Annotated in this window: 7 protein-coding genes; all 7 read left to right on the top strand. The window is 46.8% G+C overall.

Annotated elements, in window-relative coordinates:
- The first annotated feature begins 2 nt into the window (after positions 1–2).
- The 7 genes from H5T88_08885 (at position 3) to H5T88_08855 (ending at position 13,074) form a co-directional block, all read left to right on the top strand.
- Complete coding sequence (locus tag H5T88_08885; GenBank protein MBC7330457.1) at positions 3–1,205, top strand: PD40 domain-containing protein; 1,203 nt, start codon at positions 3–5, stop codon at positions 1,203–1,205.
- Between the two features lie 66 nt (positions 1,206–1,271).
- Positions 1,272–2,210, top strand: a complete 939-nt coding sequence (locus tag H5T88_08880; protein ID MBC7330456.1) for an ABC transporter permease — start codon at positions 1,272–1,274, stop codon at positions 2,208–2,210.
- 7 nt (positions 2,211–2,217) lie between these two features.
- Positions 2,218–3,216, top strand: coding sequence for a substrate-binding domain-containing protein (locus H5T88_08875; protein MBC7330455.1), 999 nt, complete (start codon positions 2,218–2,220; stop codon positions 3,214–3,216).
- Positions 3,179–5,293, top strand: a complete 2,115-nt coding sequence (locus tag H5T88_08870) for a hypothetical protein (protein ID MBC7330454.1) — start codon at positions 3,179–3,181, stop codon at positions 5,291–5,293. Before H5T88_08875 ends, H5T88_08870 begins: the two co-directional genes overlap by 38 nt.
- Before the next feature lie 67 nt (positions 5,294–5,360).
- Positions 5,361–8,291 carry a DUF5060 domain-containing protein gene (locus H5T88_08865; protein ID MBC7330453.1) on the top strand — a complete coding sequence of 977 codons (2,931 nt, stop codon included), beginning with the start codon at positions 5,361–5,363 and terminating at the stop codon, positions 8,289–8,291.
- A gap of 6 nt (positions 8,292–8,297) precedes the next feature.
- A complete protein-coding gene (locus tag H5T88_08860) occupies positions 8,298–9,659 on the top strand; it encodes a hypothetical protein (GenBank protein ID MBC7330452.1) in 1,362 nt (453 codons plus the stop codon).
- 85 nt (positions 9,660–9,744) lie between these two features.
- Positions 9,745–13,074: a hypothetical protein gene (locus H5T88_08855; protein ID MBC7330451.1), complete on the top strand. Its 3,330-nt coding sequence runs from the start codon at positions 9,745–9,747 to the stop codon at positions 13,072–13,074.
- The last annotated feature ends 37 nt before the right edge of the window (positions 13,075–13,111 follow it).

The raw sequence follows: 13,111 nt of genomic DNA, 5'->3' as shown, positions 1-13,111 counted from the left end.
AAATGATGGAAGACTTTATCGGAGGCGAGGTCGTTTTTCCCAAGATGTCCAAACCGAAAAGGATAACCGATAAGTCAAAGGAGCATCTTCACGCCACCTATTACGGCATAAGCCCCTTTAATAAGAGCCAACGCTATGTCGCGGTGTTGGAGACCACGGTGCAGGATTATCTTCCCACGCTAAAAGATGTAGCAACTCTTCTATTGATAGATTTGGAAACGGGCGAATCCATCCCCATAGCGGAGACGCGCGCTTGGAATTTTCAACAGGGATGCATGGCTCACTGGCTTGACGAGAATAGAATCATTTATAACGACTTCAGGGAAGGGAAGTTCGTTTCAATCGTAAAGGATATAAATTCAGGGCAAGAAAAGATAATCCCCCGTCCCATAAGCGCTGTTTTACCTGAAAAGGAAATAGCACTGAGCATCAATTACGCTCGTCTGCGCCTCGCGAGACCGGATTATGGCTATGATGGTGAGGGAGATAATCCTCGCGTGGATGAACCTTTCCCTGAGGATGATGGATTATTTTTAATAGATTTGGTGAGCGGAAAATTTTATTTGCTTCTTTCAATCGCTGAGGTGAAGGAATACCTCGGCGTTCCTCCCGATATCGCTTCACCTCCCCTGATGCGTTTTGAACACACCCTATTTAACAAAGATGGGACGAGGATATTTTTCTTGACAAGGGTGCAGAAAAACGGTGGGGAATGGCATACAGCCGCTATGACGATAGGCACGGATGGAAAGGATTTGAGAGCTTGTTTTCCCTTTCCCTGGGAATGGGGTGGTTCCCACTTTGATTGGCTATCGGAAAAGGAATTGATGGTGACGGCAAGATATAAAGGCAAGAAATGGTGCCCAATCCTTTTCACTGATGGGAGAGACAATTATAGGATTTTGGGCAAGGGCTTATTGGATTTTGATGGACACGCCACATTTTCACCCGATGGGAGATGGATGGTAATTGATAGGCAGCCGGACGAAATTCGTTTCCAGAGCCTATTCATAATGGATATGAAGACAAACGCCGTTTTGCCAATTGGAAATTTCCTTGAGCCAGAGAGATTCCTCAACCCCAAGATTCCTCCCTATTGGCGTTGCGATTTGCATCCCAGCTGGAGCCCAAAGGGAGATATGATAATCTTCAACTCCACTTGCGAGGATACAAGACAGGTATATCTGATTAAAATGGAAGAATAAAAATCTTCCCCCATATAAAACATAGCCCTTGCCTCAAATTCTTTTAAACTTCATACTTAAAACAAGATGAGAAAGACAATTTGGGAAAGATATAGAGTAGCACTTGGGCTTTTGATTCTTATCATCCTCTCCTCCATTATTTCCCCCGACTTCACCCGTCCGACTAACATCCAAAATGTAGTTCAGCGAATCTCCATAATGGGCATAATGGCGATAGGTATGACTTTCGTCATTTTAAGCGGTGGGATAGACCTATCCGTTGGCTCCGTTCTCGCTGCCTCCGCTTGCCTCACTGCGGGAGCTATCAAATATTACCATCTTCCGGTTGCCATAGCCATCTTGATAGGGCTTCTCGGAGGCGCCTTCTTCGGCTTCCTCAACGGAATCTTCATCACTAAGGGGAAAATGCAACCATTCGTTGTGACCCTCGCCCTTATGACATCCGTGAGAGGTTTCGCCTTCCTTTATACAAATGGTCAGCCCATCACCCTTGAACCAAGCGAGGTTCCGCTCCTCATAAATCTCGGCTTGGGGAAAATCGGAAATTTTCTTCCCACCCAAACCCTCATCTTCATCGTCGTAGCTCTCCTCGCCTATCTTCTCCTTCGTTTCACAGCCTTCGGTCGTTATGTATATGGGCTGGGAGGAAATGAGGAAGCCGTCCGCCTTTCGGGAGTCAATGTAGAAAGGGTCAAGGTTCTCATTTACACGCTATCGGGTTTGCTCTCCGGACTTGGTGGGATTATGATGGTTGGTTTTCAGAACGGACTTGCCAATGCCAACTTCGGATTGGGCTACGAGCTTTCCGCTATTGCCTGCGTTGTGATAGGAGGGACGAGCCTTGCAGGAGGAACAGGTGGAGTGGGAAACACGGTTATTGGCACCTTGATAATCGGAATTCTTGACAATATACTTAACCTGAAAGGCGTAGGGACATATATGCAGGAAATGATAAGAGGAGCAATAATAATTTTCGCCGTTTATATATCAAAAAGAAAGGAGTGATTTGTGAATGAAAGGAAAAACGGTTGTCTGGGTCATAGTGATAGTGGTAGTGCTCGCCGCCCTCTTTTACGCCCTTAGAGGCAGAGGGGAAAGAAGGGAGACAGCACCCTCGGTTTCAGAAGGGAAAATCTCCGCCCCTAAAAAGAAAAAATGGCTCATAGGCTTCTCCCAAAGCACAATGATAGACCCCTGGCGAATAAATATGCTTAAGCAGATGCAAGATGCAGTTAAAGAGCACGAGGATGAGATAGACTTCATTTATACGGATGCCAAGAACGATAACAATAAACAAATCGCCGATGTGCAGGACCTCGTAACCCGTGGCATAGACCTCTTAATAATCAGTCCAAGAGAAGCAGAACCCCTTACTCCTGTGGTTGCGGAGGTCTATAAGAAGGGAATTCCCGTTATAACGCTTGACAGAAATATAACAACATCCGATTACACCTGCTTCATCGGAGCCTCAAATCTTGAGATAGGAAGGAAAGCGGGTGAGAGGATGGTGAAGGAATTGGGCGGGAAGGGAATAGTTGTGGAGATAGAGGGGATATTGGGTGCCACTCCCACGATAGAGAGAAGCAAGGGCTTCCACGAGGTTGTTGATAAGTATAAGGGGATTAAGGTCGTGCTGAAGCGACCAGCGGATTACCTCCGAGAGCCCGCCCGCAAGATAATGGAGGATGCCCTGCAGGCTTATAAGAAGATAGACGGCGTTTACGCTCATAACGACGAGATGGCGCTGGGCGCGCTCGCAGCCGCGAAAGCTGTTGGGAGGGATAAAGGGTTAGTTATAATAGGGATAGATGGCCAGAAGGAAGCCTTCACAGCGATAATGCGAGGAGAGATGACCGCTACTTATATTTATCCAAATGGCAGCAAGGAGGCTATTGAGACGGCGTTGAAAATCCTCAAAGGGGAAAAGGTGCCCAAGCATATCACCCTTCCAACAGTGGAAGTAACTAAGGAGAATGTCAACCAATATTACAACCCCAACGCTTATTTCTAAAATAATCCTCCTTATCGTTTTGTTTATTTCCATAGCTTTGGGGAAAGGGGAAAACCCCGACTGGCTAATAAGCTCTCTATACGATTACTACGCTAAACTGGATCGCGTCCCCTTGCCCTGGACACCTGTGGAGGCGAAGAATAAGGAAGTAAAGGTTTGGGGAAGGACAATAAAATGGGGGAATTCCCTTCTCCCCGATAGCATTACCACTCAAGGAAGACGAATCCTTGCTAATCCCATTCAAATTGTCGTTAAATTAAGTGGTAAGGAGCACAGCATTGCTTTGAGAAGATTTAAAATAGCAAAAGCGAGAAAGAGCAGAGCGGATATAATAGCTGAGGGTGAAATAAAGGGAATAAAGGCATATGCGAATATGTGGATTGAATTTGATGGTTTCCTCTGGGTCAATTTGCGTTTTCAAGATGAAGAAAGGGAGAGAAAGGTTGAGGGGCTAAAGGTTGTTGTCCCTTTGAAAAAAGAATATATCAAGCTATATCAAACCTTTTCCCGCCCTCTCGCTGGTTTTGTGGAGCAAAAGCCAATCCCCCTGCCCTGGCTTGCAAATCCGAAGGAAAATATAGTCAATTTTTATCACTGGTTTGGGGACGAGGAAGGTGGAATAGGCTTCACATACTGCTCCCTTCAGCACTGGGAACCTATAAGCGAGGATAATTTTTGCACCTTTATACCTGGCAGGGAGTTTCATATATACCAAATTAATCTCGTGGAAAAGCCCGTTAACTTGAACGGAAGGATATTTAAATTCGGCATTCAAGCTACTCCCATTAAGCCACTTCCACCAGATTATTTCGCTTTAAAAGCAGGGACATTAGTTTATGAACCTTGGCGGGCGCTAAATCGTATTTCCGAGGATATAGATATGTGCCTTGTATGGCCAAAACCCAATGGAGAGGCTATGGAGGGTCTAAACAACCCTTATAATGTAAGAAGGGATATTTTGGAGCAAGCGAGGGAATACTGCCATAGGAAAGACATAGCATTCCTTGGCGTAGCACATTGTCCCCAAAAAATCTCTTCCCATATTGGGAAAGAATTTGAAGAGTTCGCCGAGGATTGGAAGACCCTCCCGGAATCCATCCTTGAGTGGGAAGGAGTTCCCCATTATCAAAATTGCGTTCGCTCTTACACCCTGCGCAAGTGGCTTTTTTATGGATGGTTGGTCAAGAATGTAAAGGAGCTGGGATTGGATGGCATTTATTGCGATGGATGGATGGGCGGCACGATGGCTTGTAGTAATCCAAGACACGGCTGCGGATGGACAGATGAAAAGGGAAACCGTCATCTCACCGTCCCGGTTTTGGAAGGTAGAGAATTCAACAAGGTGGTTGCTCTTTTCCTTGAGGACAATGTGAAGTCTCCCCTCCCCAAAACAGCCCCAAGCAGAAAGGGCTTCCCTCAATATCACTTTTGGATTCATTCCTGGGAGTTCGTCCCTCCATTGATGGGATTCGCAACAGAATGGTTAACAGGAGAATTCGCGGGTTGGCCTCTTCAAGGACCGAGTATGCTAACACCCGAGGGAACCTATGGGAAATGTTTGGGCTTAGGATTGTTCAGGGCACGCTGTCTATCAACAAATTGGGGTGTTCCAAATCTTTTTGACGCACTTATGTGGGAGGCATCGGAAAACCACCCCGTCTATAGGCAAACAATTATGGCTTACGCCTGGTTCTTACCCCATGGTGTCCCCATAGGTATGTTGGAATATATGAATCAGAATAAGGTTGTTGAACTATCACAATTATTTGAACGCCTTCAAATCCGCAGGTCCAAATTCACTCCCGGTTGGCGACCGAATCCCTATTGGAAAATAGAAAACCCCAAAGCAAAGGAAATAATGGTAGCGGTATGGGAGTTGGAAGACGGAAAGAGCTTGCTCGCCGTTGTATCTAATTTGAAAGTAGATGAGAAAGTAGACATTTCGTTGAAATGGATGGGAAATAAGAACGCTAAAATAACGAATGCTCTAAGTGGGGAGGAGATAGAAGCCACAAATGGGCTTTACAATTTTCAAATTGAGCCAGAAAATTTCCTCTTGCTCTTGGCGAAATGGTGAGATTTTCCTCTTGCAATAACAATCTTTCCTTTATGATAATAAATATGCATAATAAAAGCGGAGCGTGATGGAGATGAATAAAAAGATTTTGTGGCTCTCGCTACTTATAATCTTTCCCTGTTTTCTTTGGGGAGGGAAAACCTCCCTGTCCTATAGAGTTCCTCCCGATGGAACTATAAAGGAGCTGAGACTCGGCAACGCCCTCCTACTGCAAAGCCTCCAGCTGGCTATAGTAAAGCCAAATTGGCAGGGCAATTACGCAGACCAGGAGAATTCACAGGAGATAAAGGAGGCAAAGCCGGGGCTATTCCGAGGGAATCTATACTGTGAGGGGAAGGTGGTTAAGTTTGAGGAGAAGATATTGAAAAGGGACAAGGAGGTAGAGCTTTCATATGTCCTTGAGCCCACAGCTGACCTCCCAGTTCAAGGCGTTGTTCTCTTTGCTTATCTTCCCATTTCTCCCAATGCGGGTGTGGGAGAATGGTTTGCTTATGATTCCCTTTCAGATAAAATCCGCAAGGGAAAACTCCCTGCTCAACTTCCACCTTCATATGTGCTAGTAAACGGCTATTATGACGAGTTCGGCTGGACAATTGCCACAGGCGAACACCTTCGCTTCAAAATCTCTGGAGGGCAAAGCATCCAGTTTCAAGACGATAGGAAGTTCAACGGAGACACCTTTGAGCTCCAAATTTACGCCTCCATGAAAGAAGGAGGTATCTTGAGAAAAGGAGAAAAAATCAATCTGAAAGTGAGGTTGATAGCTATGGGAAAAGAGGAAGCAAAAAAGGATTTGGAGAGATTGGAGAAGGAGGTTCAAAAAAGGAAGGTCGTCCCTTTGACCTCCTCTAAACCCCTGAAGATAAAGAATATATCTCCAAGCGCCAAGCAGGTGAGGATGTTCGAGAAATTTGAACTGACCATTGATATGGACGCTACCTACGATAATCCATTCGACCCAAACGATATAAGCCTCTTCGCCTATTTCACCTCCCCCAGTGGAAAGAACATAAAGGTCAGGGGATTTTACTATCAGGATTACGAGATGATACAAGGCGGATTGAGAAGGAAAGGCGAGCCAACTTGGAAGGTCAGATTTGCTCCGAGCGAGGAGGGTACCTATAGGTATTATGTTGTCGTTAAAGATAGAAATGGCGAAGCAAAATCAACTGAGGGAAGTTTCATAGTGAAAGGGAAAGAGGGAGAGGGATTCATTAGAAGGAGCAAGAATTCTCCTTATTACCTTCGTTATGACAGTGGCAAATCGTTCTTCGCGATTGGTGAGAATATGTGCTGGGGGAGATTGGAGGATTATGAAAGATGGCTGAAGGAACTCGGGGATAACGGAGGGAACTATATAAGGGTTTGGATGTGCCCTTGGCATCTCAGCCTGGAATGGTCGCCAAATGACCCCGGGGCGTCTGGAGATTATCAAGGGCTAGGGAAATACGCCCTTGATAACGCCTGGCGAGTTGATAGGCTCTTGGAACTGGCTCATAAAAACGGCATTCATATAATGCTCTGCCTAGGCTATCACGGCGAGGTCTCAGACCAAAAACTCTATTTTGGCGAGCAAAGATGGCACTTCAATCCCTACAATAAAGAAAATGGCGGTCCCTGCGATAAGCCAGCCGATTTCTGGACTAATGAAATAGCGCGCAAGTTTTATAAGCAGAGGCTTGAATACATCGTTGCTCGCTGGGGCTATTCAACAAACATCCTCTCCTTTGAGTTTTGGAACGAGGTCAATGCTCCTGCCAGCTGGATTGAGGAAATGGCGAATTATATGAGGACAATTGACCCCTTCAAGCATCTTCTCACGACCACCTATGGCGACGATGCCGTTTGGAGTTTGAGGAATATGGATTACTCTCAGATTCATCATTACGGCGTGGGGGACCAAGCTGATTTCTCTCAACTCTTCCATTCAACCTGCAAAGAATACACCGAGAAGTTTCAGAAGCCTTTTCTCATCGGTGAGTTCGGCATAGACTTCAGAAAGAGCGATGTGAACTACGATGAGAAAGGGTTGGGAACGAGTATGCATAACGGGATGTGGTCAGCGATGCTCTCGCGCTCAATGGGCACCGCTATGATTTGGTGGTGGGATAACTATATCCATCAAAAAGGACTCTTTAAAGAGTTCAAACCCATAGCGAAGTTCGTCTCTGATATCCCCTGGGCGGAGAGGAAATATGAATATGTAAAGACGAGTGAGCCAAGTTATGTGGATAAGAAAGCACGAGGATATGGTGATGTCGTCTTTCAACCCACAATGGGTTGGGGAAGGTCAACGGGAACGGAATTTACCATCTTGAGAAATGGGAAAGTAGAGGGCCAGGGTAGATTCAGCGCATTTCTTTATTCTCCAGGCAAACCCAACGAAAGAGCCCCCCTCATCTTCAATGTTGACTACCCTGAAAACGGGAAATTCCTCTTCACAGTCAATGTTGTTTCCAGTTCCTGCGAGATAGTTGTGAAGGTTGATGGTAAGGAGGCTTTCGTCCTGAAGCTTCCCGAGGACGATGAGGGATACAAGAGCAAGGCTTGGCAAGAACAATGGTCAATTTATCAATATACTTACGAAAAGGAATATGGACTTGATATACCAGCGGGAAAACACAGGATAGAGCTGGAGAATAGAAGCGGAGATTGGGTGAGCATTTCTCGCTATCGCTTGACCAATTACAAGGATTTGAACATTCCCGATGTTGATATATTAGGGCTCTGCACGGATAGCGAGGCTTTGTTATGGATTCACGATAAGGCGAGCAACTGGAAAAACGATTTGGAGGGTAAAATTCCCAGAAAGATGGATGCCTTCAGCTTTGATGTTTTGGGATTGAGAGATGGAGAATATAGGGTGCAATGGTTTGACACGAGGGAGGGAAAGGTAGTTAAGGAGGAAAGGGTGAGATCTGAAGGCGGGAAGATGACTTTGAAAGTGGAGAATTTAATCAGGGATATAGCGGTGAAAATCTTAAAAACTGGGAGGTGAGACTCTATGCGCCTTTTTAAAAAATTATCACCTTGCCTCATAGCTTCAATTCTCTTGGTGGGTGCAACTCCTCCCTCTAAAATGGGACCTTTGAGGGTCAGCAAGACAAATCCACGCTATTTTGAGGATAGCAGCGGGAAGATAGTATATCTTACTGGTTCTCATACCTGGACGAACCTTCAAGATGGCGATGAAAGAAAGCCTCCCTTCGACTTCAATGCCTACATCCGTTTTCTCGTTAAACATAACCACAATTTCATCAGGATGTGGTCCTGGCAGTCTACTGGTGCTTGGATTTTCCCTTCCATCAGTCCTCACCCTTGGCTACGCACTGGACCGGGTCTCGCCAACGATGGGAAACCGAAATTTAATCTTAAAAAATTCAATCCCGATTACTTTAAGAGGCTGAGGGAAAGGGTAGAATTGGCGAGGGAAAAGGGAATATATGTTTCCGTCATGTTGTTTGTGGGAGGCAATTTTGAGGTTCCGGGGGAATGGAAATTGCATCCCTTTAATAAAGACAACAATGTAAATGGGATAGATGGCGATGTGGATGGAGATGGAAGAGGGAGCGAATGCGTTACCTTGAGCGAGCATCCGAAAATCAAGGCTGTGCGAGAGATTGAGCTGGCTTACATCAGAAAAGTGATAGATACCCTTAATGACCTTGATAATGTTCTTTATGAAATAATAAATGAGGGTGGGACAAAAGAATGGGATTGGTTCATCGTGAATTATATAAAGGAGTATGAGAAGAAAAAGCCAAAGCAACATCCAGTTGGCTTAACTGGGCACGGAAGGGAGAGCAACGATGATATGCTCGCCAGCCCAGCGGATTGGTTCTCCCCGGGCTCTGCACATTGGGGGGACTTGCGAACCAATCCGCGAGCTATGGATGGAAAGAAGGTGTCAATCCTTGATACTGATCACATCTGGGGAGAAGGAGGAAATTATCAGTGGGTTTGGAAGAGCTTTCTAAGGGGACATAACCCTATCTTTATGGACAGAATAGCCTCATTGACGGGAAATGAAAGGGGTGATATTCCTGGTTCGGAGGAGATTCGTCAGGCGATGGGACAAACGCTGAGAGTAGCCAAGAGGATAAATCTCGCCAAAATGATTCCCCATAACGAGCTTTCCTCAACGAGCTACTGTTTAGCCGACCCTGGGAACGAATATCTCGTTTATTTCCCGGAGATGAAAGAGGGACAAGTTGACCTCTCGGGTATAAAAGCAACATTCAAGGTTGAATGGTTCCATCCTTTGAGAAGAATAGTTCGTCAAGGAGGCAAGGTGGAAGGAGGAGGGAAATTAAAATTCACCCCACCCTTCAGGGAAGGTGCAGCGCTTCATCTAATAAGAGAGTGAATAAAGTTGCCCAAAAATAATTTGACATAATTTTAGCCTTTTCTATGATAGATAAAAACCTAAAAAAGAGAGGTGAGCTAATATCATGCCAAACGACTTAAACAACGGAATGCTTCTCTTCCTCGTCTTTGTGTTGGTCTTAGCCTTCCAATCCGCAGGGGAAGCGGCTGATAAATTGCTTTCGGGCTTCCTCCGCCCTCCCCAAGTAGCTAAGCCACAGACCTGGTGGCACTGGTGCAATGGAAGCATCACTTTTGAGGGAATAACGAAGGACCTTGAGGAGCTGGCGGAGAAAGGGGTTTCCGGCGTGCAAATATTTAATGTCGCCCCTGGAAATCCACCCGGACCCATCCTCTTTATGAGCCCCGAGTGGCACGAGCTCTTCAAGCACGCCGTTAAGGAGGCTAACAGGCTCGGCTTGGAAGTCTGCGTTCACAACTGCGCCGGCTGGTCAAGCAGCGGTGGTCCCTGGATAAAGCCGGAATACGCAATGCAAAAGCTCACCTGGAGCGAAGTCCAAGTTGAAGGTCCAAAGAAATTTGACGCCGAGCTCCCCCAACCCCCCACTGTAGCTGGCTTCTACAGGGATATCGCCGTCCTCGCATTTCCCACACCAGCAACAGATTGGCGAATTGAGAATTGGGAAGGAAAAGCTTGCTATCATAGAATGGACACACCCCAACCTGATACCCGCCCCGTTCCTCCCGATGCAATCGTCCCCAAAAATCGCATAATTGACCTCACGGGAAAGTTCTCCAGCGGTCGCCTTGTATGGGATGTCCCTGAAGGCAAGTGGACGATTATCCGAATAGGACATACTTTAACAGGCGCTCAGAACGCTCCCGCTCCCGATTCAGGCAGGGGTTGGGAGGTGGACAAATTGAGCAGAGAGGCTCTTGATGAGCATTGGAAAAACGCCATTGTCCCTCTAATAGAGGACAGCGGTCCATTGGCTGGCAAGACCTTCAAAAATGTCCTGATAGATAGCTACGAGATGGGCTCGCAAAACTGGACTCCTAAGATGAGAGAGGAATTCAAGAAGCGATGCGGATATGACCTTCTGCCCTTCTTGATAGTTGCAGCGGGAGGTAGGGTGGTTGATAGCTTGGATATATCGGAGAGATTCCTATGGGATTTCCGAAGGACAATCGTTGACCTCTTCAATGAGAACTATTATGGCTACTTCGGAGAGCTCTGCAGGAAGCACGGGCTCTTGCTCTGGGTTGAGCCTTATGGTAATGGTCCATTTGACGATATCACTGCGGGAAGCAAGGCGGATGTCCCTATGAGCGAGTTCTGGCTGGGACACGGCTTGGGAATTGAGAAGGATTGGAACGCTAAACTGGCTTCCTCAATCGCCCATATCTATGGTAAACAGGTCGTGGGAGCGGAATCCTTCACCGCCGGACCCCCTTGGAGTGGCTGGGTTGACTATCCCTATCTCCTCAAACCTCTGGGCGACCTCATATTCTGTAGCGGGGTTAATAAGTATGTTTTCCATACCTATGCCCATCAACCCTGGCTGAATTATAAGCCGGGGAACACAATGGGTCCATGGGGATTTCAATTCAATCGCAACACCACCTGGTGGGAGGACGCTTCCGCTTGGCTAACCTATGTGGCACGCTGCGAATATCTCCTTCAGCAAGGACTATTCGTCGGCGATGTCCTATTCTATATAGGAGAGAATTCGCCCGCAAGCATAAGGACAAGCCAACCTCTTCCTCCCAGTTATGACTTTGACGCCTGCGATACACCAACCCTTCTGGAAAGGCTAACTGTGAAGGGGAATAAGCTCGTCCTACCTCATGGGATGTCCTATGAGGTTCTCGTCCTGCCAAATGAAAGAGAAATGACGCCCAAGGTGGTAAAGAGAATCGGCGAACTCGTTAAGGCGGGTGCTTGGGTGATTGGTCCTAAGCCCCTGCGTTCCCCTAGCCTCGTTGATTATCCCAAAGCTGATGAGGAAGTGAAGAAGCTTGCTAATGAGATTTGGGGTGATTTGGACGGAGTGAAGGCAACGGAGAGAAAATATGGCAAGGGGAGGATATTCTGGGGAAAGAAGGTTGAGGAAGTTTTGCAGCTGAAGGGAGTGAAACCCGATTTTGAGTTTGAGGGAACCCTGCCGGGCACGGCGATAACTTACATTCATCGCAGGGATGGAAATGCGGATATCTACTTCCTATCCAATCAAAGGGAGCGATTTGAGACGGTTAAATGCACTTTCAGGGTAAAGGGTAAGATTCCCGAGCTCTGGCACCCCGATACGGGTAAAGTTGAGAGGGCGCCGATTTTCCGCTTCGTAGATGACAGGACTGAGCTAACTCTCAACTTCGACCCCTACGGCTCCGTCTTCGTCATCTTCCGCCAGCCGACGAGGGAGAGAAAGGGAATCGCGAAAGTCCTGCGCAATGGCAAGGATGCTTTCCTCCCCTCCCCTATGGCTATTGGGAAGCTGGAAATAGTGAAGGCGATTTATGGTATCCTTGAAGACCCAAATAAACAGGTTGATGTTACGGAGCAATTGCGCAAGATGGTGAAGAACAATATGCTCATAGTGAGAGCCACAAACGAGATAGCCGGCGACCCCGCTCCCTTCGTCGTCAAGAAGATGAGAGTTGATTACAAGTGGAACAATGAACCTAAAACCATTATAGTGAACGAAAACGACCTTGTTGAGATACCGAAGGGAATAGTTGGCAAGGCTCCGGATGTCAAGCTGAGCACAACATTCCAGGGCAAGTTGGAGCTATTGGCGTTCGCTCCCGGCAATTACGAGATTGAAACGACGACGAAAAAGAGGGTGAAAGTGGAGATTGCTTCCGTTCCCAAGCCGATAGAAGTTGAGGGTCCTTGGGAGGTTCACTTCCCGCCCAATTGGGGAGCTCCAGAGAAGGTTGTATTTGAAAAGCTGATCTCCTGGAGCGAGCATCCCGAAGAGGGGATTAAGTACTTCTCTGGAACGGCGAGATATATAAAGGAAATAGAGATACCGAAGGAGATATTGGGTAAGGATAAGGAGATATTCCTTGATTTGGGAGATGTTGAGGTAATAGCGAGGGCAAAGCTCAACGGAAAGGATTTGGGGATTCTCTGGAAGAAGCCGTTCCAGGTGGATATAACGGATGCAGTTAAGGCTGGTAAGAATGTCTTAGAGGTAGAGGTTACGAATCTCTGGGTGAACAGGTTGATTGGCGATGAACATTTGCCGGAGCATTGCGAATACAACGGAGTAGGATGGAATGGGAACTTGAAGGAGATACCGAAGTGGGTATGGGAAGGCAAACCAAGTCCCACTGGTCGCTACACATTTACGGTATGGCGACATTACAGCGCGGATTCTCCTCTGAGGGCGTCAGGTCTTCTGGGACCAGTTAGGATAATTGTCGGAGTTAAGAAGGGAGTAAGTTTATAGAGAATATTTAGAGGAGGGGGGCGTGCCCCTTCGGGGC

This window comes from bacterium, from assembly GCA_014360495.1.
Lineage (GTDB): Bacteria > Armatimonadota > JACIXR01 > JACIXR01 > JACIXR01 > JACIXR01.
Note: the sequence above shows the minus strand (reverse complement) of the source record. Positions and strands in the feature narration are given on the sequence as shown.